At 65.0% G+C, this 25,446-nt stretch carries 23 protein-coding genes; 18 read left to right on the forward strand and 5 right to left on the reverse strand.

Annotated features, from left to right (window positions below):
* Window positions 1-194: 194 nt before the first annotated feature.
* On the reverse strand, window positions 195-1,790 hold the full coding sequence (locus GWG65_RS02655; RefSeq protein WP_275193766.1) for an ABC transporter substrate-binding protein: 1,596 nt from the start codon (window positions 1,788-1,790) through the stop codon (window positions 195-197).
* A gap of 213 nt (window positions 1,791-2,003) precedes the next feature.
* On the opposite strand from GWG65_RS02655, the gene GWG65_RS02660 reads away from it, so the two are divergent.
* From GWG65_RS02660 to GWG65_RS02715, 12 genes are all read left to right on the forward strand, one after another.
* Entirely contained in the window at window positions 2,004-3,662 is a 1,659-nt protein-coding gene (locus tag GWG65_RS02660) for an ABC transporter substrate-binding protein (protein ID WP_275193767.1), read from the forward strand.
* Window positions 3,663-3,905: 243 nt separating this feature from the next.
* Window positions 3,906-4,859: an ABC transporter permease gene (locus GWG65_RS02665; RefSeq protein WP_275193769.1), complete on the forward strand. Its 954-nt coding sequence runs from the start codon at window positions 3,906-3,908 to the stop codon at window positions 4,857-4,859.
* 210 nt (window positions 4,860-5,069) lie between these two features.
* Window positions 5,070-5,972, forward strand: coding sequence for an ABC transporter permease (locus tag GWG65_RS02670; protein WP_275193770.1), 903 nt, complete (start codon window positions 5,070-5,072; stop codon window positions 5,970-5,972).
* Between the two features lie 376 nt (window positions 5,973-6,348).
* Entirely contained in the window at window positions 6,349-7,410 is a 1,062-nt protein-coding gene (locus GWG65_RS02675) for an ABC transporter ATP-binding protein (protein ID WP_275193771.1), read from the forward strand.
* Window positions 7,407-7,604, forward strand: a complete 198-nt coding sequence (locus GWG65_RS02680; protein ID WP_148738878.1) for a hypothetical protein — start codon at window positions 7,407-7,409, stop codon at window positions 7,602-7,604. Before GWG65_RS02675 ends, GWG65_RS02680 begins: the two co-directional genes overlap by 4 nt.
* The gene (locus GWG65_RS02685; RefSeq protein ID WP_275193774.1) at window positions 7,601-9,016 is read left to right on the forward strand and encodes an amidase; all 1,416 of its coding nucleotides are present in this window, start codon (window positions 7,601-7,603) and stop codon (window positions 9,014-9,016) included. The genes GWG65_RS02680 and GWG65_RS02685 overlap by 4 nt, the downstream gene beginning before the upstream one ends.
* Entirely contained in the window at window positions 9,013-9,987 is a 975-nt protein-coding gene (locus tag GWG65_RS02690; RefSeq protein ID WP_275193775.1) for an ABC transporter ATP-binding protein, read from the forward strand. The genes GWG65_RS02685 and GWG65_RS02690 overlap by 4 nt, the downstream gene beginning before the upstream one ends.
* Window positions 9,988-10,060: 73 nt before the next feature.
* On the forward strand, window positions 10,061-10,330 hold the full coding sequence (locus GWG65_RS02695) for a GlsB/YeaQ/YmgE family stress response membrane protein (protein ID WP_275193776.1): 270 nt from the start codon (window positions 10,061-10,063) through the stop codon (window positions 10,328-10,330).
* 261 nt (window positions 10,331-10,591) lie between these two features.
* Entirely contained in the window at window positions 10,592-12,340 is a 1,749-nt protein-coding gene (locus tag GWG65_RS02700) for a type I secretion system permease/ATPase (protein WP_275193777.1), read from the forward strand.
* Window positions 12,337-13,671 (forward strand): HlyD family type I secretion periplasmic adaptor subunit, encoded by a 1,335-nt coding sequence (locus tag GWG65_RS02705; protein ID WP_275193778.1) that lies wholly within the window; start codon window positions 12,337-12,339, stop codon window positions 13,669-13,671. Before GWG65_RS02700 ends, GWG65_RS02705 begins: the two co-directional genes overlap by 4 nt.
* A 231-nt stretch (window positions 13,672-13,902) precedes the next feature.
* On the forward strand, window positions 13,903-15,381 hold the full coding sequence (locus GWG65_RS02710) for an AMP nucleosidase (RefSeq protein WP_275193779.1): 1,479 nt from the start codon (window positions 13,903-13,905) through the stop codon (window positions 15,379-15,381).
* An 82-nt stretch (window positions 15,382-15,463) separates the two neighbouring features.
* On the forward strand, window positions 15,464-15,739 hold the full coding sequence (locus GWG65_RS02715) for a DUF1488 family protein (RefSeq protein ID WP_275193780.1): 276 nt from the start codon (window positions 15,464-15,466) through the stop codon (window positions 15,737-15,739).
* Window positions 15,740-15,911: 172 nt separating this feature from the next.
* Here GWG65_RS02715 and GWG65_RS02720 read toward each other — a convergent pair whose 3' ends face one another.
* Complete coding sequence (locus GWG65_RS02720) at window positions 15,912-16,394, reverse strand: CinA family protein (RefSeq protein WP_275193781.1); 483 nt, start codon at window positions 16,392-16,394, stop codon at window positions 15,912-15,914.
* A 165-nt stretch (window positions 16,395-16,559) separates the two neighbouring features.
* Between GWG65_RS02720 and GWG65_RS02725 the strand changes: the two genes are divergently transcribed.
* Genes GWG65_RS02725 through GWG65_RS02735 form a run of 3 tightly spaced genes read left to right on the forward strand, consistent with a single transcriptional unit; the run spans window position 16,560 to window position 19,166 of the window.
* The gene (locus GWG65_RS02725; protein ID WP_275193782.1) at window positions 16,560-17,618 is read left to right on the forward strand and encodes an amidohydrolase family protein; all 1,059 of its coding nucleotides are present in this window, start codon (window positions 16,560-16,562) and stop codon (window positions 17,616-17,618) included.
* Between the two features lie 25 nt (window positions 17,619-17,643).
* On the forward strand, window positions 17,644-18,753 hold the full coding sequence (locus GWG65_RS02730; protein ID WP_275193783.1) for an amidohydrolase family protein: 1,110 nt from the start codon (window positions 17,644-17,646) through the stop codon (window positions 18,751-18,753).
* The gene (locus tag GWG65_RS02735; RefSeq protein ID WP_275193784.1) at window positions 18,753-19,166 is read left to right on the forward strand and encodes a Rieske (2Fe-2S) protein; all 414 of its coding nucleotides are present in this window, start codon (window positions 18,753-18,755) and stop codon (window positions 19,164-19,166) included. Before GWG65_RS02730 ends, GWG65_RS02735 begins: the two co-directional genes overlap by 1 nt.
* Before the next feature lie 359 nt (window positions 19,167-19,525).
* Here the strand turns inward: GWG65_RS02735 and GWG65_RS02740 are convergent, their stop codons facing one another.
* Window positions 19,526-20,425: a transcriptional regulator GcvA gene (locus GWG65_RS02740; protein WP_275193786.1), complete on the reverse strand. Its 900-nt coding sequence runs from the start codon at window positions 20,423-20,425 to the stop codon at window positions 19,526-19,528.
* A gap of 110 nt (window positions 20,426-20,535) precedes the next feature.
* Between GWG65_RS02740 and GWG65_RS02745 the strand changes: the two genes are divergently transcribed.
* Window positions 20,536-20,739 (forward strand): DUF1127 domain-containing protein, encoded by a 204-nt coding sequence (locus GWG65_RS02745; RefSeq protein ID WP_275193787.1) that lies wholly within the window; start codon window positions 20,536-20,538, stop codon window positions 20,737-20,739.
* 69 nt (window positions 20,740-20,808) lie between these two features.
* Window positions 20,809-21,423 (forward strand): GNAT family N-acetyltransferase, encoded by a 615-nt coding sequence (locus GWG65_RS02750; RefSeq protein WP_275193789.1) that lies wholly within the window; start codon window positions 20,809-20,811, stop codon window positions 21,421-21,423.
* A 139-nt stretch (window positions 21,424-21,562) separates the two neighbouring features.
* Here the strand turns inward: GWG65_RS02750 and GWG65_RS02755 are convergent, their stop codons facing one another.
* Both GWG65_RS02755 and GWG65_RS02760 read right to left on the reverse strand, forming a co-directional pair.
* The gene (locus GWG65_RS02755) at window positions 21,563-22,393 is read right to left on the reverse strand and encodes an enoyl-CoA hydratase (RefSeq protein ID WP_275193790.1); all 831 of its coding nucleotides are present in this window, start codon (window positions 22,391-22,393) and stop codon (window positions 21,563-21,565) included.
* A gap of 239 nt (window positions 22,394-22,632) precedes the next feature.
* The gene (locus tag GWG65_RS02760; RefSeq protein ID WP_275193791.1) at window positions 22,633-23,334 is read right to left on the reverse strand and encodes an SDR family NAD(P)-dependent oxidoreductase; all 702 of its coding nucleotides are present in this window, start codon (window positions 23,332-23,334) and stop codon (window positions 22,633-22,635) included.
* A 243-nt stretch (window positions 23,335-23,577) separates the two neighbouring features.
* On the opposite strand from GWG65_RS02760, the gene GWG65_RS02765 reads away from it, so the two are divergent.
* On the forward strand, window positions 23,578-25,362 hold the full coding sequence (locus tag GWG65_RS02765; protein WP_275193792.1) for an acyl-CoA dehydrogenase family protein: 1,785 nt from the start codon (window positions 23,578-23,580) through the stop codon (window positions 25,360-25,362).
* Window positions 25,363-25,446 lie beyond the last annotated feature (84 nt).

Below are 25,446 nucleotides of genomic sequence, written 5' to 3' on the forward strand. Positions count from 1 at the left end.
TCCGCCGTTGCCCACACTCCGTCATTGCGAGCAGAGCGAAGCAATCCAGAGTGTCTCCGCGGATGCATTTCTGGATTGCTTCGCTCCGCTCGCAATGACGAGTCTGTTGAGGCGTTTGTAGGCAATAGCTCGCGGCGGTCGTCCCGGCGAAGGCCGCGACGACCGCGTCCATTGAGGCGGGCGCGCAGCCTGCCTCACTCCACCCCGATCGTCGTCAGATCCTGGAACCAGTGCTGCGCCTGGACGAACCGCTTGACCTTCGGCGACAGCGCGTGCGGGTTGGTGTCGTGCACGACCCACACCAGCGCGGCGTCGTCGACGATCAATGCATGCGCCTGGGCCAGCAGTTCGTCCTGCTTGGTGGCATCGAAGGTCTGCTTGGCCTCGTCGATCAGCGCGTCGACCTTCGGGTTCTTGTAGCCGCCCCAGTTGACGCCGACCGGTGCGATCTGGCCGGAATGGAAGAAACGGACGATGGCATAGAGCGGGTCCGAGGTGACATAGGCGATGTTGTTGGCGCTGATGCCGGCGTTGATCTCGTCGGCCGCGCCCTTGCGCCAATGCGTATAGAGTGTCTCGAGCTCGACCACCTTGAAGTCGATCTCGATGCCGATCTCCTTGAAGCTCTGCTGCAAAAATTCGTTCATCGGCAGCGACAGCATCTGGCCGGTGCCGCCTTGCGCGATGATGAAGGTGGCCTTGAGCGGCTTCGCCTTGGAGTAGCCGGCTTCCTCGACCAGCTTCTTCGCCGCTGCGACATCGTATTTCAATTCGAAGCTCGGCTTGCCGAACCACGGGCTCGACGGGTCGACTTGGCCCTTGGCGGGCTTTGCCAGTCCATTCATCAGGCCCACCACCGCCTCGCGGTCGATCGCGAGGTTGAGCGCCTTGCGCAGCCGGATGTCGGTCCAGGGCGAGCCCGGCAGCACGCTGAGGTGATAATTCCAGACATGTGGCGTGACGTTGTCGACGAGCTTGATGCCGGCCGCCTTGAGTTGCGGCACGGCGTCCGGCGCCGGCGTCTCAATCAGATCAACCTGGCCCGCGAGCAGCGCGTTGGTGCGCGTCAGCGCTTCCGGCATCGGCACCAGCACCAGCTTGTCGACCTTGGGAATCCGCTTCTTGTTCCAGTAGTCCGGATTCTTGCTGAGCTCGGCGAGCTCGCGCGGCACCAGCTTGGTCAGCTTGAACGGGCCGGTGCCGGAGGGCTGGCTCGCGAACTTGTCCCAATCCTTACCCAGCTTCTCGTATTGCGTCGGGCTCGACACCAGGAACCACAGCATCTGATAGGGAAAGAAGGAGTCGACCGTCTTGGTGGTGATCTCCACCGTGGAGTCGTCGATCTTGGCGTAGCTCGCCACCGAAGGCAGGCGGGTCTTCACCTGCGCGCTCTGCCGCTTGTCGAATTGCGGCGCCTTGTCGTTGAGCACCTTGTCCAGATTCCAGATCACCGCATCGGCGTTGAACTCGCTGCCGTCGTGAAACGTCACGCCCTTGCGCAGGGTGAAGCGCCATTTTGTCTTGTCTTTATCGTCGACCTTCCATTCGGTGGCGAGGCCCGGCACCAGCTTGCCGGGCCGGTCGGCGACGTCCATCTCCCAGGCGACCAGGGGATCGTAGATCGTGTAGGCCGTGAACTGATAGGCGCCGGCGCCGCGATCGGGCTGCCCGGTCGTCAGCGGTATGTCCGCCATCGAGATGCCGTAGCGCACCACCGTTTCGGCGCTCCCCGGGATTGCGGATAGCGCCAGCGCAAGCACGGCGAGACAGGTCGACAGTCGGATACGCATGGCCCAGAGCTCCAAGGGAGAATTCAAGCGGAAATCGGGGCTAAACTTGCAATCTTGATGCCAGAATAGGCAGCAGGGCGCCTTGGCCGACCTCTCATCACAAGGACTTGTCGTCGCAGGGGCATTTTGCAGAATAAGTTTCCCCCCTTGGCATAGCCATTGCATACGATTGCATCAAAATTAGTCATTGAAAGCCGGAAGAGGACTGAGACGATGCTGATCAAGAAAAACAAGACCCGCGCGGCGCTGATCGCGTTGCTGGCGCTCGGCAGCGCGGCCGCATGGCCGCGCGTGGCCAGCGCCGAAACGGTGCTGCGCGTCGGCATGACCGCTGCCGATATTCCGCGCACGCTGGGCCAGCCCGACCAGGGTTTTGAGGGCAACCGCTTCACCGGCCTCACCATGTATGACGCACTGACCGGATGGGACCTGTCCTCGGCCGACAAGGCCAGCGTGGTGAGTCCTGGCCTTGCGACCGAGTGGAAGGTCGACGATGCCGACAAGACCAAATGGACCTTCAAGCTGCGCCCCGGCGTCACTTTTCATGACGGCTCGCCGTTCAACGCCGATGCCGTGGTGTGGAACGTCGAGAAGGTGCTGAAGCAGGACGCGCCGCAGTTCGACGCCAGCCAGGTCGGCGTCACGGCTTCGCGCATGCCGACGCTCGCCTCCGCCAGGAAGATAGACGACATGACGGTCGAGCTCACCACCAAGGAGCCCGACAGCTTCCTGCCGATCAACCTCACCAACCTCTTCATGGCGAGCCCGGCGAAGTGGCAGCACTTCTATGACAAGGCGGAAGGCGCCGACGCCAAAGCGAAGTCGCAGGCGGCCTGGACCGCGTTCGCCAAGGACGCCGCGGGCACCGGCCCGTGGAAGATGGCGGCCTTCACCCCGCGCGAGCGGCTCGAGTTGGTCAAGAACGCCAGCTATTGGGACAAGGCGCGCGTGCCCAAGGTCGACAAGATGGTGCTGCTGCCGATGCCGGAGGCGAATGCGCGCACCGCGGCGCTGCTCTCCGGACAGGTCGATTGGGTCGAAGCGCCGGCGCCGGACGCGCTGCCCGAGCTCAAGCAGCGCGGCTTCAAGCTCTACGCCAACGAGCAGCCGCATGTCTGGCCGTGGCAGTTCTCGCGCGTCGAGGGCTCGCCCTGGAACGACATCCGCGTGCGCAAGGCCGCAAACCTCTGCGTCGACCGCGAAGGTCTCAAGGACGGCCTGCTCGCCGGCCTGATGGTGCCGGCGACCGGAACTTTCGAGCCCGGCCATCCCTGGCGCGGCAAGCCGACCTTCGAGATCAAGTATGACAAGGCGGCGGCGCAAAAGCTGATGCAGGAGGCTGGCTTCGGTCCAAACAAGAAGCTGACGGTAAAGACCCAGACCTCGGCGTCGGGGTCGGGTCAGATGCAGCCGCTGCCGATGAACGAATATCTGCAGCAGGCACTGGCCGAATGCTATTTCGACGTGCAGCTCGACGTCATCGAGTGGAATACGCTGTTCACCAACTGGCGCCGCGGCGCCAAGGATGCCTCTGCCAACGGCGCGAACGCGACCAACGTCACCTATGCGGCGATGGACCCGTTCTTCGCGCTGGTGCGCTTCCTGCAATCGGGCATGGCGCCGCCGGTCTCGAACAATTGGGGCTTTATCAGCAACCCCAAGTTCGATGATCTCGTGAAGAAGGCGCGGCAGACGTTCGATCCCGCCGCGCGCGATGCGGCGCTTGCCGAACTGCACGCGGCCTCCGTCGACGACGCAGCCTTCCTCTACGTCGCCCACGACGTCGGCCCCCGCGCCATGAGTCCGAAGGTGACCGGCGTGGTGCAGCCGAAGAGCTGGTTCATCGACTTCTCGCTGGTGTCGATGCAGTAATCGATCGGCTTGCTCAGTGCACCCTCTCCCCCTGTGGGAGAGGGTGGCTTCGCGTTAGCGAAGCCGGGTGAGGGGTTCTCTCCGCGAACTCCTCTCGCGCGTTCGATGACACTGTACCCGCGGATCGAACCCCTCATCCGGCGCCGTAGCCGAAGCTTCGCTTCGGCGTCATCTTAAGAACGGCCGCCGGAGGCGGCCTATGCCACCTTCTCCCACAAGGGGAGAAGGAAGAAAGAACGGCAAGTGCTCGCCTATATCGCCAGACGCATCGTCTACGTCATTCCGATCGTCATCAGCGTCGCGCTGGTGTGCTTTCTGCTCGTGCACATCACGCCGGGCGATCCGCTCGTCGCCGTGCTGCCGGCCGATGCGTCGCAGGAGCTCGCGGCGCAGCTGCGCGCCGCCTACGGCTTCGACCGGCCGCTGCCGGTGCAGTTCGGGCTTTGGCTGCTCCGTGCACTTCATGGCGATCTCGGCAATTCCATCGCGACCGGACGCCCCGTGCTCGCCGAGGTCATGCGCGCGGTCAGCAACACCGTCACGCTCGCCATCGCTGCCGCCATCATCGGCTTCACGATGGGCATCCTGCTCGGCCTGATCGCCGGCTATTTCCGCGAGACCTGGATCGACAAGGTCGCAACGTCCTTTGCCATCGCCGGCGTCTCGGTGCCGCATTACTGGCTCGGCATGGTGCTCGTCATCATCTTCTCGGTCGAGCTGAACTGGCTGCCTGCGGTCGGCGCCGGTCCCGGCGGCTCCGGCGCCTGGGCCTGGGATTGGGCGCATCTGCGCTATCTCGTGCTGCCGGCGATCACGACGTCGGTGATCCCGATGGGCATCGTCACCCGCACGGTGCGCGCGCTGACCGGCGACATTCTCAGCCAGGACTTCGTCGAGGCGCTGCGTGCCAAGGGCCTGCACGAGCGAGGGGTGTTTCGCCACGTCATCAAGAACGCGGCGCCGACTGCGCTCGCGGTAATGGGGCTTCAATTGGGGTACATGCTCGGCGGCTCGATCCTGATCGAGACCGTGTTCTCCTGGCCGGGCTCAGGCTTCTTGCTCAATTCGGCGATCTTCCAGCGCGACCTGCCGCTGTTGCAGGGCACGATCCTGGTGCTGGCGCTGTTCTTCGTCTTCCTCAATCTGCTGGTCGACATCGCGCAAGCCGCGATCGATCCGCGCATCAAGCGGGGTTAGCGAGATGAGCCCAGCTGTAACCACGCAAACGGTGCGCTCCCTCCCCCGCCTGCGGGGGAGGGGTGGGGAGAGGGTGCTTCCACAATCGAGAACCCCAGTGTTGAGAAAACCCTCACCCGGCGCTTCGCGCCGACCTCTCCCGCAAGCGGGAGAGGTTAAGCGAGCCCGCGGCTTGCATCGAGCCAACCAACTTTCGTCCGGCATCAGGCAATGACCGAGCTCCCACTCCAGGCCACCAGCGATGCCGCGCTTCAGGCTGCGCCCGCGACCAAGGCGCGCGGCTATTGGGTGACCGTCGGCCGCCGCATCGCCCGCGACAAGGTCAGCATGGCCTGCGCGTTCGTGCTGCTCTTGATTTTCGTGTCCGCGATCCTCGCGCCCTGGCTCGGGCTGGAGGATCCCTACAAGGGTTCGATGATCCGCCGCCTCCGCCATATCGGCACAGCAGGCTACCCGCTCGGTACCGACGAGCTCGGCCGCGACATGCTGGCACGGCTGATCTATGGCGGGCGGCTGTCACTGCTCATTGGCATCTTGCCCGTGATCCTCGCCTTCTGCATCGGAACCTCGCTCGGCCTCGTCGCCGGCTATGTCGGCGGCAAGCTCAACACCGCGATCATGCGTACCATCGACGTGTTCTACGCCTTTCCGTCCGTGCTGCTGGCGATCGCGATCTCCGGCGCGCTGGGGGCGGGCATTCTCAACTCCATCGTGTCGTTGACCGTCGTGTTCGTGCCGCAGATCACCCGCGTCGCCGAAAGCGTCACCACGGGCGTGCGCAACATAGATTTCGTCGAGGCCGCGCGCGCCTCCGGCGCGGGTTCCTTCACCATCATGCGTGTGCATATCCTCGGCAATGTGCTCGGTTCGATCTTCGTCTACGCGACCAGCCTGATCTCGGTCTCGATGATCCTCGCCGCCGGCCTCTCTTTCCTTGGCCTCGGCACCAAGCCGCCGGAGCCGGAATGGGGCCTGATGCTGAACACGCTGCGCACCGCGATCTACGTCAATCCCTGGGTTGCGGCCCTGCCGGGCGCGATGATCTTCGCAGTGTCGATCTGCTTCAACCTGCTCTCGGACGGCCTGCGCAGCGCCATGGACATCAGGAACTAACGATGGTGACTCGAATGCGAACTGTCGCGGCGTCCCCCGTACACCTCTCCCGAAGGGAGAGGTCGGACCGCATCGCAAGATGCGGTTCGGGTGAGGGGTTACGTTTCACCGGGCAAGCCGCTCCCCCTCACCCGGCGCTTTGCGCCGACCTCTCCCCGCTGGGGAGAGGTGAGGGACAGCAACCAAGAGCAAGACCAACACGTCCGTCGCAACGTTGGAGCCTGTCCTACACCTCTCCCGAAGGGAGAGGTCGGATCGCATCGCAAGATGCGATCCGGGTGAGGGGTTACGGTGCACCGAGGATGCCGCTCCCCCTCACCCGGCGCTGCGCGCCGACCTCTCCCCGATGGGGAGAGGTGTTGCACGCGGGCCGGTCATGACTCAAACAACCGAATCCGTCGCAATGCTGGAGCCCGTCGAAGACCGCGGCGGCGTCGCGCAGCCGCTGCTTCAGGTCAACGGCCTGACCAAGCATTTCCCGGTGCGTGGCGGGCTGTTCGCCGCAAAGCGCACCGTGCGCGCTGTCGACAACGTCTCGTTCTCCGTTGCCAAGGGCGAGACCGTCGGCATCGTCGGCGAGTCCGGCTGCGGCAAGTCGACCACCGCGCGGCTTCTGATGCACCTGATGCCGCGCGATACCGGCGATATCATCTATGACGGCATGAGCGTCGGCCAGTCCTTGTCGCTGCGCGAATTGCGCCGCGGCATGCAGATGGTGTTTCAGGATTCCTACGCCTCGCTCAATCCGCGCCTCACAATCGAGGAATCGATCGCTTTCGGCCCGAAGGTTCACGGCATGGCTGATGGTGCCGCGCGCGCCCTGGCGCGCGAGCTGCTCGGCAAGGTAGGCTTGGTACCTGCAAACTTCGCCAACCGCTACCCGCACGAGATTTCCGGCGGCCAGCGCCAGCGCGTCAACATCGCGCGGGCGCTGGCGCTGTCGCCGCGGCTGGTGATCCTCGACGAAGCGGTCTCCGCGCTCGACAAATCGGTCGAGGCGCAGGTGCTCAATCTGCTCGCCGATCTCAAGCGCGAGTTCGGCCTGACCTATCTCTTCATCAGCCACGACCTTAACGTCGTGCGCTACATTTCGGATCGCGTGCTGGTGATGTATCTCGGCGAGGTGGTCGAGCTCGGCCCGGTCGACCAGGTCTGGGACCAGCCGGCGCATCCCTACACGCGTGCGCTGCTTGCGGCGATGCCATCCTCCGACCCCGACAGGCGTACCGAGACGCCGCCGATCACAGGCGATCCGCCCAATCCGATCGATCCGCCGCCGGGTTGCCGCTTCCACACCCGTTGCCCGTTTGCGGAGCCGCTCTGCGCAAATGCCACACCAAAACTCACCGCGCTCGATACAATGGGCCACGAGGCCGCGTGCTACATGGCGATCCCAGGTTCGGGCCACAGCCGCGCGCCGAGAGGGGAAACCGCATGACGAGACCGACGACAAAAGAGATCAAGGCGACGGCGCAGGTCGCCGGTGTTCCCGTCGACGACGAGATCGCGACGCGCATCTCCAATTCCATCGGGCCCGCTTTCGAGGGCTTTGCGGCCATCGCCGGCACGCTGCCGTTCGATCTCGAGCCGGCTTCTTACGTGCTCGCGCAGACCGAGAAGGTGTCGAAATGAGCACCGAACCCGCCTTGATGACGCTGACCGAAGTCGCGCGTGCGATCGCGATGAAGCAGGTGTCCTCGCATGAGGTGACGCGCGCGCTGCTGCACCGCATCGCGCAGTGGCAGCCGCATCTCAACGCCTTCATGTCGATCGAAACCGATGCCGCGTTGAAGGCGGCCGATGCCGCCGACGCCGAGCTCGCCAAAGGCGCGGTGCGCGGTCCGCTGCACGGCGTGCCGCTCGCACACAAGGACATGTATTACGACGCCGGAAAAATCGCGACCTGCGGCTCACTGATCCGCCGTGATTTCGTGGCGACGACAACCTCGACCGCCTTGCAGCGCTTGAAGGACGCCGGCCAGGTCAGGCTTGGCACGTTACATCTGGCCGAATTCGCCTACGGCCCGACCGGGCACAACGCCCATTACGGCCCGGTGCGCAATCCCTGGAACGTCGCGCACATCACCGGCGGCTCGTCGTCCGGCTCCGGCTCCTCGGTTGCGGCGCGACTGACTTATGCGGCGCTCGGCTCCGACACCGGCGGCTCGATCCGTATGCCCGCGCATTTCTGCGGCGTCACGGGGCTGAAGACGACCTGGAGCCGTGTCAGCCGCGCCGGCGCGATGCCGCTGTCGCAATCGCTCGACACGGTCGGCCCGCTCGCCCGCACCGCCGAAGATTGTGCGCTGCTGCTGGCGCTGATGGCCGGCCCCGATCCGGAGGACTCCACCGCAAGCCACGCGCCGCTGTCGGACTATGTCGGTGCGACCAAGGGCTCGCTGAAGGGCCTGAAGATTGGCGTGCCTGCGTCCTTCTACGTCGACGATCTCGATGCCGAGGTCGCGCGCGTGCTGGACGAGACCATCGCCGTGCTCAAGCGCGAAGGCGCCGACATCGTCACGGTCGAATTGCCCGACCAGCGCCAATTGTCGTCGGCGAGCCAGCTCGTGCTCGCGGCGGAAGCTGCCGCCTTTCACAAGCGCTGGATGATCGAACGCCCGCAGGATTATAGCCCGCAGGTGCTGATGCGGCTTCAGAACGGCCTTGCCGTTCCCGCCATCACCTATCTCGAGGCAATGCGCTGGCGCGGTCCGGCGCTCGCCGCGCATAATGCGGCCACCGCCGGCGTCGACGCGGTGATCGCTCCGGCATCTCCGGTGCCGGCGCCGACGATCGAGGAAAGCGATGTCGGCGGTGGGCCGAACGCGCCGTTGCTGTTGCAGCGGCTGACGCTGTTCACCCGTCCCGTCAACTATCTCGGCCTGCCGTCGCTCACCGTGCCGTCCGGCTTCACCAGGAGCGGCCTGCCGATCGGCATGCAGCTGATCGGCCGCTCCTTTGACGAGGCGACCTTGCTCACCATCGGCGCCGCGTTCCAGCGCGCCACCGATTATCACGACCGGATACCGAAACTGCCGTCATGACAAAGCTCGTCGATATCTCAGGCCTCAACATCCGCTTCACCGGTGAGCGCACGGTCTATGCCGTGAACGATCTCAGCCTCTCGCTCGGCGATGGCGAGGTACTGGGCCTGCTCGGCGAATCCGGTTCGGGCAAGAGCGTGACGCTGCGCGCGCTGATGCGGCTATTGCCGAAGAAGCGCACGCAGATCTCCGGCCGCGTCAATGTTCTGGGCCGCGACGTGCTCGCCATGAATGACGAGGAGCTCTCGGCGTTCCGCGGCCAGACGGTGTCGATGATCTTTCAGGAGCCCGCACTCGCGCTCGATCCGGTCTACACCATCGGCGCGCAGATCGCCGAAAGCGTGGTTCGCCACGAAGGCAAGAGTTTTGCGGAAGCGCGCGCGCGGGCGTTGGAGATGCTCGAGGTCGTGCGCATTCCGTCCGCCAAGCGCCGGCTCGATGCTTATCCGCACGAGATGTCGGGCGGCATGCGCCAGCGTGCGATGATCGCGCTGGCGCTTGCCTGCCGGCCCAAGATCCTGCTCGCGGACGAACCGACCACCGCGCTCGACGCCACCGTGCAGATCCAGATCCTCTTGCTCTTGCGCGAATTGCAGCGCGAGTTCGGCATGTCCGTCATCTTCGTCACCCACGACATCGGCGTCGCCATCGAGATCTGCGACCGCGTGGCGGTGATGTATGCCGGGCAGATCGTGGAGCAGGGCACGCTCCGCGATATCGTCCGTTCGCCGGTGCACCCCTACGCCAAGGGCCTGCTCGCCTCCACCATCCACGGCGCCAAGCGGGGGCAGCGGCTCGAAACCATCCCAGGCACCCCGCCGTCACTGGCCGAGAAGCCGCACAACTGCTCCTTCGCCCCGCGCTGCACCGTCGCGCAGCCGCGCTGCCTGGAGCAGTTGCCGCCGAATGTGGAGGTCGGACCGGGACGGGCGGCGCGGTGCGTGAACGCGGAGGCGATGGCGACCTCGTAATCGGGGAGCATTCAGACCCCATTCATCCCGGTTCCGGTTCCATGGGGCCCGTTCACGGAGAGGGACCTCACTTATGTACATTTCCAACGAAGGCCTGCTTGTCATCCTGTTCGTCGGCCTGGTGGCCGGTTGGTTGGCCGGCAAGGTGGTGCGCGGAACCGGGTTCGGGATCATCGGCGACATCGTGGTCGGCATCGCCGGCGCGCTGGTCGCGAGCTTTTTGTTCCCGAAGCTCGGCATTCGCATCGGCACCGGTCTCGTGTCCGAGATTGTCTATTCCGCCATCGGTGCGGTCATCCTGCTGCTGGTGGTGCGGCTGGTGCGCGGCGGCGGCCGGTTCTAGCGGCACCCCGGGGTCAGTTGATCCAATTTTCGACCTCTCCTCGCCCGGGGAGAGGTGACATGTCTGCAAGAAAAAGCCGCAAGACTGTGAGAATCCGGATTTGCGTGCGAGGCAGGTCGGGGTAGATGTGGCCATAGAGGTCCCGGATTATTCGACTGCGTTGGGCGACGAGCGCAAACGCGATATTAATCCGGGTCGATTACCTCTGAATTCGCCTTTGAAATCAGGGGCTTTGGCCCCCACCCGAAAGAGACCAGACTGATGGCAGCCGTTCCCGGCCTCCGCCGTTCAGAGCTCGGTGACGCGCTGCGCGCTTGTCGCACGGCGTTCATCGGCGTCGGCTTGATGAGCTGCATGATCAACCTGCTCTATTTGACCGGGTCGATCTTCATGCTGGAGGTCTATGACCGGGTGCTGCCCAGCCGCAGCATCCCGACGCTGGTCGGCCTGATCATTCTGGCCAGCTTCCTCTATATGGCGCAGGGCGTGCTCGACATGATCCGCGGGCGCATCCTGGGACGGGTCGGAACCACGCTCGACGAAGCCCTGAACAAGCGCGTGTTCGACACCATCGTGCGCCTGCCGCTGCTGATCGGCAGCCGCAATGAAGGTCTTCAGCCGCTGCGCGATCTCGACAATGTCCGCTCCTTCCTCGGCGGCATGGGACCGAGCGCGTTCTTCGATCTGCCCTGGCTGCCGCTCTATCTCGCCATCTGCTTCGCCTTCCACGTCATGATCGGCGTCACGGCGCTGGTCGGCGCCATCATCCTGGTCGGACTGACCCTGGTCACCGAATTCATGTCCCGCCAGCCGGCGCGCGAAGCCATGGGGCTCGCTGCGCAGCGCAACGACATTGCCCAATCCAGCCGCCGCAACGCCGAAGTATTGGTATCGATGGGCATGGCCGGCCGGCTGAACGAGCGCTGGAGCGAGGCCAACGAAAAATATCTCGCTGGCAATCAGCACGCCAGCGACGTCGCCGGCGGTCTCGGCGCGGTCGCCAAAGTGCTGCGCATGATGCTGCAATCGGCCGTGCTCGCAGTCGGCGCCTATCTCGTCATCCACCAGGAGGCGACTGCCGGCATCATCATCGCGGGATCGATCCTCTCGGCGCGCGCGCTGGCGCCGGTCGATCTTGCGATCGCGCATTGGAAATCCTTCGTCGCGGCACGCCAGAGCTGGCAGCGCCTCAGCCGTCTTCTTGAACAGATGCCGGCGCAGGCGATGCCGACCCAGTTGCAGGCGCCCACCAGCCGCCTCTCGGTCGAAGGCGTCGCCATGGTGCCGCCCGGCGATCAGCGCCTCATTGTTCAGGACGTCACCTTTGCGCTTGAAGCCGGCAATGGCCTCGGCGTGATCGGGCCGAGCGGCTCCGGCAAATCGTCGCTGATCCGCGCGCTGGTCGGCGTCTGGCAGCCGGTGCGCGGCAAGGTGAGGCTCGACGGCGCGGCGCTCGACCAATGGTCGCCCGACATGCTCGGGCGTCACATCGGCTACCTGCCGCAGGACGTCGAATTGTTCGGCGGCAGCATCGCGCAGAACATCAGCCGCTTCGATCCCGAAGCCAGCTCCGACGCCATCATTGCCGCGGCCAAGGAGGCCGGCGTGCACGAGATGATCATCAAGATGCGCGAGGGCTACAACACGCAGGTCGGCGAGCAGGGCACCTCGCTCTCCGCAGGCCAGGCGCAGCGCGTGGCGCTGGCGCGCGCGCTCTACGGCAATCCGTTCCTGATCGTGCTCGACGAGCCCAACTCCAATCTCGACACCGAAGGCGACGAGGCGCTGACCCGCGCCATCCGCTCTTCACGTGAGCGCGGCGCCATCGTCGTCGTGGTGGCGCACCGGCCGATCGGCGTTGAGGCGGTCGACCAGATCCTGGTGCTGCGCGACGGCCGCATGCAGGCCTTCGGGCCAAAGGAGCAGATCCTCGCCCAGGTGCTCCAGCCGCGCGTGACGCCACCGGCACCGATCAAGATCGTCAGCGAAGGCGGAGTGGCCAAGTCATGAGCACGATGGCGATTGGCGGCGGCAAGCCCGCCGCGAAAAGAAGCGTCCGAGAGTCGATCCGGTTTCACCTGATCCTCGGCCTCGCGATCGTGCTCGTCCTGGCCGTCGGTCTCGGCGGCTGGTCCTCCACCGTGCTGATCTCCGGCGCGCTGATCGCGCCGGGCCAGATCGTGGTCGAATCCAACGTCAAGAAGGTGCAGCATCCGACCGGCGGCGTGGTCGGCGAATTGCGCGCCCGCGACGGCGACGTGGTCAAGGCCGGCGATATCGTGGTGCGGCTCGACGACACCGTCACCAAGGCCAACCTAGCCATCGTCACCAAGAATCTCGACGCGGCGCAGGTGCGCGCGGCGCGACTCCAGGCCGAGCAGCGCGGGATCGACAAGATCGACTTCCCGCAATCGCTGCTCGACCGCAGCAACGATCCCGAAGTCAAGACACTGCTCTCCGCCGAAACCAAGCTGTTCGACGTCCGCGTCAACGGCCGCGCCGGCCAGAAGGCGCAGCTTCGCGAGCGCATACAGCAGCTCAACGAGGAGATCGAGGGTCTCTCCGCGCAGGAGCGAGCCAAGGACAAGGAAATCTCGCTGGTGCAGCAGGAGCTCATCGGTGTGCGCGATCTCTATGAGAAGCACCTGGTGCAGATATCGCGCCTGACTACGCTCGAGCGCGATAGCGCCCGCCTCAACGGCGAGCGTGCGCAGTACATCGCCTCGCGGGCGCAGGCCAAGGGCAAGATCACCGAGACCGAGCTCCAGATCATCCAGGTCGACAAGGACATGGTCAGCGAGGTCTCCAAGGACCTGCGCGAAACCAACGACAAGATCGGCGAATTGATCGAGCGCAAGGTCGCTGCCGAGGATCAGCTCCGCCGCGTCGATATCCGCGCGCCGCAGGACGGCATGGTGCTGCAATCGACCGTGCATACCGTTGGCGGTGTCGTTACCGCCGGCGACGCTCTCATGCTGATCGTGCCGCAGGCCGACGACCTCCAGGTCGAAGCCAAGGTCAATCCGGCCGATATCGACAAGCTCCAGATCGGCCAGAAGACGCTGTTGCGCCTCTCCGCCTTCAACCAGCGCACCACGCCCGAGCTCAGCGGCGTCGTCAGCCGTGTCTCGCCCGACGTCACCACCGACCAGCGCACGGGCCAGAGCTACTACACCATCCGCGTCTCGATGCCGGCGGAGGAGCTCGCCCGCCTCGGCGACTCCAGAATGATCCCCGGCATGCCGGTGGAAGCCTTCGTCCAGACCGGCGACCGCACCATGCTGTCCTATTTGATGAAGCCGCTGCACGACCAGTTCATGCGGGCATTCCGCGAGAAGTGACGCGCGAAAGCGCGTCATCTTAGAGGTGCTCGTTGTCATCGCCCGGCTTGACCGGGCGATCCAGTATTCCAGAGGCGGCTGTGATTGAGCCGGGACGCCGCGGCGTACTGGATGCCCCGGTCAGGCCGGAGCATGACGGCGGTGTGCGTGATGCGCAGGCCGCCTTTCACTGACGAACTGCTCTCGTTCTTGCTATAGTTCGGCCCAGCCCCAGCAACCCGGCGTCGAACAATGCAGTCCATCCACTCCCCACCGCCCATCGCGACCGAAGCCTTCACCGATGCGACCGCGGCCGTCGCCCGCCTCGAAGAGATCTACGAGCGCAACACGAAATTCCTGCGCGACCGGTTCGAGGCCTATGTCAATGGTGAAGCGATCGCGGCGCGCGCGCGGGCCTACTATCCCTTCGTCCGTGTCACAACGGCGACGTATGCGCGGCTGGACTCGCGTCTGTCCTATGGCTTCGTCGCCCGGCCGGGCGTGCATGAAACCAGCGTGACACGGCCGGACCTGTTCCGGACTTATCTCACCGAGCAGATCGGGTTGTTGATCCAGAACCACGGCGTGCCGGTCGAGGTCGGCGAGTCCGGCGAGCCGGTTCCCGTCCACTTCGCCTATCGCCGCGACATCAACATCGAAGCTGCCATCACCACCAGCGAGAACTCGCCCGTCACGCGATCGCTGCGTGACGCGTTCGACGTGCCCGATCTCGCCACCATGGACGATGCGATCGCCGACGGCACCTTCGAGCTGCAGCCGGGCGCGCCCGAACCGCTGTCCTTGTTTCGCGCTGCCCGCGTCGATTACTCGCTGCGCCGGCTCTATCACTACACCGGCACCGATCCCGAGCATTTCCAGAATTTCGTGATCTTCACCAACTACCAGTTCTATGTCGATGCCTTCGCTCAGCTTTGCCAGCAGCGCCTCCAGTCGGGCGAGGCCGGCCTCGAAGCCTTCGTCGCGCCCGGTAACGTCAGCACGCGCTCCGGCGGCGCAACGACGGGCGTTGCGCCTGCGCGCGCGCCACAGATGCCGGCCTTCCATCTGGTCGCGCCCGGCTATCGCGGCATCAGCCTGATCAATATCGGCACCGGCCCGTCAAACGCGAGGAACGTCACCGACCACGTCGCCGTGCTGCGGCCGCATGCCTGGCTGATGCTCGGGCACTGCGCGGGCTTGCGCAATACGCAGCGCCTCGGTGATTACGTGCTGGCGCATGGCTATGTGCGCGAGGACCACGTGCTAGATCGCGAGCTGCCGCTGTGGGTGCCGATTCCGGCGCTTGCGGAGATGCAGGTCGCGCTCGAGGAGGCGGTCGAGGATGTCACCGGGCTGGAAGGTTTCGAGCTCAAGCGTCTGATGCGCACCGGCACCGTCGCCAGCGTCGACAACCGCAACTGGGAGATCAGCGGACCCGAGGTCATTCGCCGCTTGTCGCAATCGCGCGCGGTTGCGCTCGACATGGAATCGGCCGCGATCGCGGCCAACGGCTATCGCTTCCGCGTTCCCTATGGCACGCTACTGTGTGTCTCCGACAAGCCGCTGCACGGCGAGATCAAGCTCGCAGGCATGGCCAGCGAATTCTACCGCCGCCGCGTCGGCCAGCATCTCGAGATCGGCCTCAAGGCGCTGGAGCGGCTCAAGCAGCAGGAGTCGGAGCGGCTGCATTCGCGTAAGCTCCGCAGTTTCGCCGAAGTGGCGTTTCAGTAGAGGTGGCGCTCCTGTCGCTTTGCTGCTGACAGGAGCGGAGATTTTCAGCATTGTCGGCGCGGGGCCGACCGGACCGCTTTGGATGCCGCTGACGCGCGACAGGATTATTGGCCATGACCTCGAACGGCTGGCTTTCCGCTTCACCATGCTGGACGATGGCGATGTCGTGCATTGCCAGATCAGCGATGCCGCGATGGACGAGCTCGCGGGCATGCAGGGCACCGAAAGCAGCGCGCGGCAGGCGCAGTTCATGTCCTTGCGCGAGACCATCGAGCGTATCGCCTCAGATCTCTACGACGAGGCGCCGCGGTTCAAAGGCTACGTGGTGCGGATTTTCATGCGGCATTTGGGGAGGTAGCTGTAGCTCCACTCTCCGCTGTCATGCCCCGGCTTGACCGGGGCATCCAGTACGCCGCGGCCCATCGATTCAACTACAACTGTCTCGGAGTACTGGATCGCCCGGTCAAGCCGGGCGATGACGGCAGTGTTGGTGGCGATACTGCTCCCACTTACTTGAGCTGTGATGCATCTCACCCCTCCAGCTTGTTCAGCAGCAGCTTCAGCGCCGTCGCCGCGAACGTCTGCATGTTCGCGAACCTGTCGTTGCTACCCGTCTCCAGCGTCATCACCTCCGCGGCGGGACCGGTGACCGCCATGCAGCTGTGGCCGGCCGCATCGCCGTAGCGGTTGCCGGTGGGGCCGGCGGCGCCGGTTTCGGACAGTCCCCAGTCGCAGCCGAAACGGCCCCGCACCTGTTCGGCCAGCAGGTTGGCATAAGGCTCCGACGACGAGCGAAAGCCCTTCATGCCGTCATCCGAAATATCCATCAGCACGCGCCGTGCATCGCGGGTGTAGACTACGGCGCCGCCGAGAAAGTAGGCCGACGCGCCGGGCACCGCGAGCAGGCTGGCCGAGATCAGGCCACCGGTCGAGGATTCCGCGACCGCGATGGTCTGCTTGCGCGCGATCAGTTTTGCCGCGACCTGTTCCGCAATGCCGACGAGCTCTTTCATGTCCTGTACCCCTGATCCTTGCAACCGAGCTGTGCCTTCCTAGCATATGACAGCGTCATGGGCCGAGTTGCGGGCGGCGGGTGGGCCTGATTGAATGGCGCGACGCAAGACGGTGCGGCGAAGCGCGGCGCAGAAGACAAGAGGAAACGTGAAAAGGGAGACGTCATGGCGTCCCTGATCGCCGGCGGGGTGGATTGCGACGTGCATCCGGCCGTGCCGCATCTGACCAGCCTGCTGCCGTACCTGAGCGACTATTGGCGCGACCAGGTGACGACGCGCGGCATGGTCGATCTCGTCTCGCAATCCTATCCGGAGAACTCGCCGATCACGGCGCGCCCCGACTGGCGCCCCGCCAGCGGCAAGCCGGGCGAAAGCCTGGAGGACATGCAGCGCCACGTGCTCGATCCCTTCCAGGTCTCTCGCGCCATCTGCAATCCGATCTACGGCGTGCAGATGGTATTTTCCGAGGATTTGCAAGCCGCGTTCTGCCGCGCGCTTAACGACTGGCTCGCCAAGGAATGGCTCGACCGCGACCCGCGGCTGCGCGGCTCGATCGTGATCCCGACGCAAAGTGTCGAGAAGTCCGTTGCCGAGATCGAGCGCTGTGCGACGGATCGCCGTTTCGTGCAGGTGCTGATGCTTGTGATGGGCGACACGCCGCTCGGCAAGCGCGCGCTGTGGCCGATCTATGAGGCTGCGGAACGTCTGGAACTCGCGGTGGGCATCCACGCCGGTTCCGCCTATCACAATCCGCCGACCGCAGTGGGCTGGGGCTCCTACCACATCGAGGACTATGTCGGTCAGGCCCAGGCGTTCCAGACTCAGCTCACCAGCCTGATCGTCGAGGGCGTGTTTGTCCGCCACCCGCGGCTGAAGATGGTGATGCTGGAATCCGGCGTCTCCTGGATCTCCCCTTATCTCTGGCGCCTGCACAAGTTCTGGCGCGGGGTGCGGATGGAGACGCCGTGGGTCGACCGCGCTCCGCTGGAGATTGTGCGCAGCAACATCCGCTTCTCATTACAGCCATTTGACGCGCCGCCGGACGAGGCGACATTAATTCGCCTGTTTGATCATATGCAGTCGGACGAATTGGTCCTATTCTCCACGGACTATCCGCACTGGCAGTTCGACGGCCAGGACGCGCTGCCCGAAGGTCTCACCGCCGATCTCGTGCGCAAGATCATGATCGATAATCCGCATGCAACCTATCCCCGCCTGACGTGAGCCCACTGCCAAAGGAGGCAAGGCGATGAATATCCAGTTCCGCGAGAGCCAAGAAGCCGCTTCCCCCCTGACCGACAAAACCGCAATCGCGGACTGCGACATCCACCCGGCACGCGCCACCCGCACCGAGCTCTATCCCTATCTCGCCAAACGCTGGCAGCATCATCTCGAAGTCTACGGCGTCCATGCCTATCAGGGCATGATGGAGGGGCCACCCTATCCGAAGGCCCAGCCCAACGCCTCGCGCCGCGATGCCTATCCGCCGGAGGGCGGTCCGCAGGGCTCCTCGCTCTCCTTCATGCAGCAACAGCTGCTCGATCCCAACAACGTGCAACTCGGCGTACTCAATCCGCTCAACACGGGGCAGGGGATCCGAAATCACGAGCTATCGGCCGCGCTGTGCTCTGCGATCAACGACTGGCAGATCGACAAATGGACCAGCAAGGACAAGCGGCTGAAGGCCTCGATCGTCGTCGGCAATGAGGATGCGCTGGCGGCCGCCGCCGAAATCCGCGAGCGCGCCGGCGACAAGAATTTCGTGCAGGTGCTCTTGCTCAGCCGCAACGTCGAGCCGCTTGGCCAGCGCCGCTATTGGCCGATCTATCAGGCCGCGGAAGAAGCGGGCCTGCCGGTCGGAGTCCACGCCTTCGGTTTCGGCGGCAACCCGATCACGCCGTCGGGCTGGCCGAGCTACTACATCGAGGAGATGGTGGGCCATTCGCAGTGCCAGCAATCGGCACTCGCGAGCCTCGTGCTCGAAGGCGTATTCGAACGCTTTCCGAAACTGAAGATGGTGATGATCGAGGCCGGCTTCGGCTGGGCGCCGTCGCTGGCCTGGCGTCTCGACAAGGTCTGGCAGCGGCTGCGCAGCGAGGTGCCGCATGTGAAGCGTCCGCCGTCGGAATATATCCGCGAGCAGGTGTGGTGGACCACGCAGCCGATGGAGGATCCGGAGCGACGCGAGGATCTGTTCGACGTCATCAAGTGGATCGGCTGGGACCGGCTGCTATTTGCGACCGACTATCCGCATTGGGATTACGACGAGCCGTCGCGCATACTGCCGGCCGGCGTCAGCGAGGCCAATCGCGAGGCGTTTTATCTGGGCAATGCCAAGAAGCTCTACGGCATTTCCTAATGGCAAGGCACGTGATTGCGCCGGTCGACGAGCTGCCGCCGGGGACGCGCAAATTCCTGGAGATCGAGGGGCGGCCGATCGCGGTCTTCAACATCAAGGGCGAGTATTTCGGCCTGATGAACCGCTGCCCGCATCAGGGCGCGGCGCTGTGCGAGGGCCCCCTGATCGGTCTCGCGCAATCCAGCGACCCCGGTGAGATCGAATATACGAAACTCGGCGAGATCATCCGCTGCCCCTGGCATGGCTGGGAGTTCGACGTCCGCACCGGCCAATCCTATTGCGATCCACGCCGTTTCCGCGTGAAGGCGTATCCGGCTCATGTCGAGCCGGGCGCGAGCGTGGTGAAGGGACCGTATGTCGCCGAGACAATTCCGGTGCAGGTCGAGAGCGACTACGTGGTGGTGGAGCTGTAGGGGTCTCGTCATTCCGGGGCGATGCGGCGGGACCGCGCAAAGCGCGGCCCGATAGCATCGAGCTTTGATGCGCAATTGCGCATCAGAGAATCCGTCGTGCCCCGGGAGTGCTCGGAGAAATGGATTCCGGGTTCGTGCTACGCGCGCCCCGGAATGACGATGGGGCTAATGACCCGCCACAGCATCATAAAGTCGGCGCCGTCTTGCCGCCGCTGCGATAGACGACCCAGGCTGCGATGATGCCGAGCAGCGACGCGAACATCAGCCAGAAGTCGGGGGAAGCCATCATCGCCAGCGTGACGATCAGGCTTCTCGCGCGAGGCGCGGCAACCGATTTCCCCGCGGAAGCTGATGAGTTCTCAGGCTTTATTTTGCGCTGCAGCGACCACCCATTGGCGGAACGCGGCCAGCTTCGGCGCTTCGCGCCGACCATCTGGGGCGACCACGTAGAAGCCGGCGTCGGCCGGCAGTGCGATCTTGAAGGGGACCACGAGTCGGCCCTTGGCGATGTCGTCCTGGACGTAGGAGGTCCGGCCCATCGCCACGCCTATGCCATCGATCGCGGCCTGTATGGTCATGAAGATCATATCGAAGGTGATGCCGGGCTGCTTGGCAAGGTCGGCCGGCAGGCCCGCCGCCGTCAGCCATAGCCGCCAGTCGTCGCTGTTGGCGTTCGACGTGTGCAGCAGCGGATGGTTTTTCAGATCCTCCGGCCGACGCAGCGGGTTGTCGCCGCGCAAGAGCGACGGGCTGCACACCGGGAACAGCTCGTCCGCCATCAGCCAGTCCGCGCGCAGGCCCGGCCACTGGCCACGGCCGTAGCGGATCGCGGCATCGACATTGTCGCGCTGGAAGTCGACCAGGCTGGTCGAAGTGGTGATGCGGACGTCGATGCCGGGGTGCTGCTCCTGGAAATCCGTCAGCCGCGGCAGCAGCCATTTGGCGGCGAGCGAGGCCAGGGTCGAGACCGTCAGCACCTTGTCGTCGTCCTTGCGCAGCAGCCGGTCGGTCGCAAGCCGGAGGTCGTTGAAGGCGGCGCGGACGCCCGGCAAATAGTCGCGCGCCTCCGGCGTCAGCGCCAGCGCGCGGTTCTGCCGGATGAACAGGCGGAGGCCGAGCTCCTCCTCGAGCCTGCGGATCTGATGGCTGATCGCAGTCTGCGTCACGTTGAGCTCGGCGGCGGCCAGCGTGAAGCTGAGATGGCGCGCCGCTGCCTCGAACGCCCGCAATCCATTCAGAGACGGCAATCTGGCAGTCATTTGGCAGCAGGATATATGAGTTTAATTCATGCGAATGAGTACAAATTGTCGTTTGTCGGAGGGCGTAGCTGAGCAGATATTAGCTGTCAACTTAGCTCCAGGAGCTGAAAATGTCTACGTTGACCGACAATTCGATGACAAATCATCATGCATCAGGGCTGCTCACCCAGATCGGCGAGACGCTTCACATCTGGCATGAGCGCTACCGCACCCGGCGCGAGCTGACCCACTGGACCGCCCGCGATCTCCAGGACGTGGGCCTGTCCTGGACCGACATCGCCTATGAGGCCGACAAACCCTTCTGGCGGGCCTGATTGGCCGCCAGGCCGGCGCCGCCTGATCACAGGGGCGCCGGCGGTCCCTTTTTTCTTAAGGCGCTTGTCATGAGCCTCCTGCGGCTGGAAGACCTGAAGCAATATTCGGACACGTTGCGCACCCGGCAAGGCGAGGCGCTGAACGTCCGCTTCATCGAGCCGCGCGACACCGACGAGCTCCAGCACTATTTCCGTTCGCTCTCGACCCGCTCCCGCTACAACCGCTTCTTCGGCGCGATCAGCGAGTTGCCAAACGGGCTATTGCACGACTTCCTCCAGGTCGGCGAGCGCGAACGCTTCACGGTCGTCGCAACGATGATGGTGGACGGCTTCGAGACCATCGTCGCCGAAGCGCGCTATGCTCTTCATGAGGAGAGCGCGACACTCGAATTCGGCCTGTCGGTTGGCGACCGTTGGCAGGGCCGCGGCATCGCGACCGCGCTGCTTGGGAATCTCGTATGCCGCGCCGCCGCGCTTGGCGCCGAGCACATGTTTGGCGATACGCTGCGCGCCAACGAGATTATGATCTCGCTCGCGCGCAAATCCGGCTTCGCTTTCGTCAATCATCCGGACGATTGGAAGCTGGTACGCTTCGACAAAGAGATCACGGTCGCGCCCAAGGACATTCCCTGCGCCAGCTGGCGTCTTTCCCGTCAGGCCGACAGCCCCTCAGCCTCGGCCTGACGCCACTGCAAGCCCGGCCCTGATGAACCAGAGCCGGGCTTTTTTTGTAGCCTGGATGGAGCGTAAGCGTAATCCAGGATTCGCGCGGCATTCGCAGGCGTCCCGGATTTCGCTTCGCTGCATCCGGGCCACTGGCCTGCTACTTCCCCGCGAACACCGCTTTCCGCTTTTCGATGAAGGCCTGCACGGCCTCCTTGTGATCGGCCGTATTGGTCAGGCGCATCAGCCGTTCGGCTTCGTGGTCTCGGGCGGTCTCGAAATCGAATTGCAGGGCTTCGTCGAGATTGTCCTTCATGTAGCGCAGCGCGAGGCGCGGGCCCTCGGCCAGCGACTTTGCCAGCGCGAAGGCTTCGGCCTGCAATTTGTCGTCGGGCACGACGCGGTTGACGAGGCCGATCGCCTCGCAGCGCGCCGCGTCGACCTTGTCGCCGGTGAACATCAATTCGCGCGCCCGTGCGGTGCCGACCAGCCGCGTCAACAGCCAGGCGATGCCATAGTCGCCGCTCAGCGCGATGCGGGCATAGCCGGTGGCGACGAAGGCCGATTGCGCGGCGATGCGGATGTCGCAGGCCATGGCGATGGCAAGGCCGGCGCCCGCCGCGGGCCCCGGCAGTGCGGCGATCGTCGGCTTGCGGACCGAGACCAGCGCGCCGGTGAGTAGCCGCTGCCGCTCCTGCAGATCGGCGACGCGGTCTTCAAGCGACATCACCAGCTTCTTCGGATCGCGATGTGCGCCCATGCCCTTGACGTCGCCCCCGGCACAGAACGCTGGGCCCGCGCCGGTGATCAGCAGCGCGCCGACGCCTGGATCTTCGCCACAGGTTCGGATCATCATACGCAGCGCCGGCGTCAGCTGGTCGGACAACGAGTTGCGCGCCTCCGGCCGGTTCAGCGTGATCACCGCGACGCGGTCGCGGATGACGCAGAGCAGTTCGTTGGTGCCGGTGTCTATGGTGGTTTCGGTGGTCATGTCGTTCCCTCTCTTTCGCAATTGCGAGCGAAGCGAAGCAATCCAGCCCTTTCGCTCCTCCTCATCCTGAGGAGCGCGCTCTTGCGCGCGTCTCGAAGGATGAAGGCCCCGCCGGTGGCCTCGCCCTTCGACACGCCGCGCGAAGAGCGCGGCTCCTCAGGGTGAGGGTTAAACTTCTGGATTGCTTCGCTTCGCTCGCAATGACGGTTGTTGTGACGTTATCGCTTCAAAACATCGCCTCAAAATTTCTCCACCCAGGGCCGCAGCTCCAGCTCCCAGCTCCAGGCGCTGCGCGGCTGCTGCAGCACGTTCCAGTAGCTCGCGGCGATCGCGTCGGGATCGAGCATCGAATCCGGCTTGTCCGCAGGTTCGGTCCGCGCCGCGCTGCGGATTCCGCCGTCGATGACGAAATGCGCGACGTGGATGCCTTGCGGCGAGAGTTCGCGCGCCATGCTCTGTGCCAGCCCGCGCAGCGCGAACTTGCCCATCGCGAACGACGCCGACTGCGCATAGCCCTTGACGCTGGCAGAGGCGCCGGTGAACAGGATCGCGCCGTGCTTGTTCGGCAGCATGCGCCTGGCCGCCTGCTGGCCCACCAGGAAGCCGCCATAGGCGCTGACCGCGATCGCCTGCGCCACCTCGGCCGGGACCAGATCGACGAACGGCCCGCGCGCGCGGCCGCTGGCGTTGTAGACGACGAGGTCGGGCGTGCCGATCTCGCGCTCGACCAGGCCGAACAGCCGCTCGACCTCCTCGGGCTCGGTCGCGTTGCAGGCATAAGCCTTTGCGGCGGTCTCGCTGCAGAGCGCGCCGAGCTTTTCGATTTTTCGCGCGGCGAGCGCGACGCGAATGCCCTGCGCGGACAGCAGGCGCGCCAGCGAGGCGCTCAGCCCCTCGCCGGCGCCGACGATGAGCGCGATCTTGTATGTCGGGTGTTCCATGGCGTGATCTCTCGGAAACAGGGAGCCGCTGATTTATGCACGGGCCGCGCAAACAACCAGCCGGGGCGCCGGTTGGCTTGATCACAATTCCGCAGAGCGAATTGCTCCTTCACGGCGATCATGCCGCCCTGACAATTTGCGGCTTTATCCAATCTCTCGGCTGGAGCATGATCGACATCATCCCAAGCGGCAAGCGCTAAAGCGGCGCAAAATGACCGCACGGCGGAAACGACGAGGACGATCATGCAAAAGCCGGCCACAGCGCAGCAGAAAATTGACGCGGGCGGGCAGGCCGGCCTGCTGGCCCCCGATACGTCAGGCATGAATTTCTACCGCGCCGATCCGGCGTTGACTGATCTGCTGCGCATCCATCTGCCGGACGCGCTGTTCCGCCACATCGAGCCGCATCTCGATCGGCTCGGCGAGCTTGCCGGCGGCACGCTCGACGATTGCGCGCGGCTCGCCGACCGGCACCCGCCGGTGCTGCACCAGCGCGACAAGTTCGGCCGCGACGTGCAGTGGATCGAATACCATCCGGCCTATCGCGAGCTGGAGAAGACCGCCTTCGGCGAGTTCGGCATCCACGCGCTCTCGATTCGCAAGGGCATCATGGGCTGGCCGGACAAATATCCGGTGGTGGCGAAACACGCCTTCACCTTTCTGTTCAACCAGACCGAATTCGGCATGGGCTGCCCGATCAACGTGACCGACGGCTGCGCCAAACTGCTGGCGAATTTCGGCAGCGAGGCGCTGAAGGCAAAATATCTCGACGGCCTGACCCAGACCGACATGAGCAAGCTGACCCAGGGCGGCCAGTTCATGACGGAGAAGGAAGGCGGCTCCGACGTCGGCACGCTGACGACGCGTGCGGTGCAAGAGGGCGACCATTGGCGCCTGTACGGCGAAAAATGGTTCTGCTCGAACGCCGACGCCAAGGTCGTGATGCTGCTGGCGCGGCCCGAGGGCGCCGGACCCGGCACGCGCGGCGTCGGGCTGTTCCTGATGCCGCGCTTTCTCGACGACGGCTCGCAGAACCATTACCGGATCGTGCGGCTGAAGGACAAGCTCGGCACCCGCTCGATGGCCTCGGGCGAGATCAAGCTGGAAGGCGCGATCGCCTATGCGGTCGGCAAGCTCGACCGCGGCTTCGTGCAGATGGCGGAAATGGTGAATTCGTCGCGGCTGTCCAACGGCGTGAAATCCACCGCGCTGATGCGCCGCGCCTATCATGACGCGATGACGGTGGCGAAGAACCGCGTGGTGTTCGGCAACCGCATCATCGACCTGCCGCTCGGCCGCCGCCAGATGCTGAAGATCATGCTGCCGGTCGAGCAGGCGCTGTCGATGAGCTTCCTCACGGCGGATGCGCTCGACCGCGCCGAGGCCGGCAGCCAGGATGCGGCTGCGCTGCTTCGTATCCTGACGCCGACGCTGAAATTCCGCGCCACGCGCGATGCGCGAAAGGTCTGCGGCGATGCGCTCGAGATGCGTGGCGGCATCGGCTATATCGAGGAGTTCGCCACTGCGCGGCTGCTGCGCGATGCGCATCTCGGCTCGGTCTGGGAAGGCACCGGCAACATCGTCGCAATCGATGCGCTGAGACGCGCCGTCGGCCGTCACGGCGCCGAATCCGCACTCGCCGCCGATCTGCATGCCCGTCTCGATGACAGTGCGTCGGTGCCGCAGGCCTGGCGCGACCGCCTGCGCACTCTCGTTGATCGCGCCGTCGGCTTTGCGCGCGAGGTCGCGGGCAAGGCCGACAACGAGGCCGATGCGCGACGCGCCACCAGCCTGCTCTACCATGTCGCAAGCGCCGTCGCGCTGGCCTGGGAGGCGCATCGTATTCACGACATGCGCGGCGATGCGCGCCGGCTGCTGCTCTCGCGTCTCGTGATCGATCATCGCGTGCTGCCGAACGATCCGTTCCGGCTCACGGAAAATGCCGTGCAGCAGAAGATCGCCGCGCTGCTGCTCGGCGATCGCGCGGCCGGCATGCGCGAGGTTGGCGAACTGGTTCTGGCGGCGTAGGCTCGCTACGGCCGCGAGCGCACTTCACCTCTCCCACAGGGAGAGGTCGATTTGCGCAGCAAATCGGGTGAGGGGCTCAGGTCC

The sequence above is a fragment of the Bradyrhizobium sp. CSA207 genome (assembly GCF_029051685.1).
Lineage (GTDB): Bacteria > Pseudomonadota > Alphaproteobacteria > Rhizobiales > Xanthobacteraceae > Bradyrhizobium.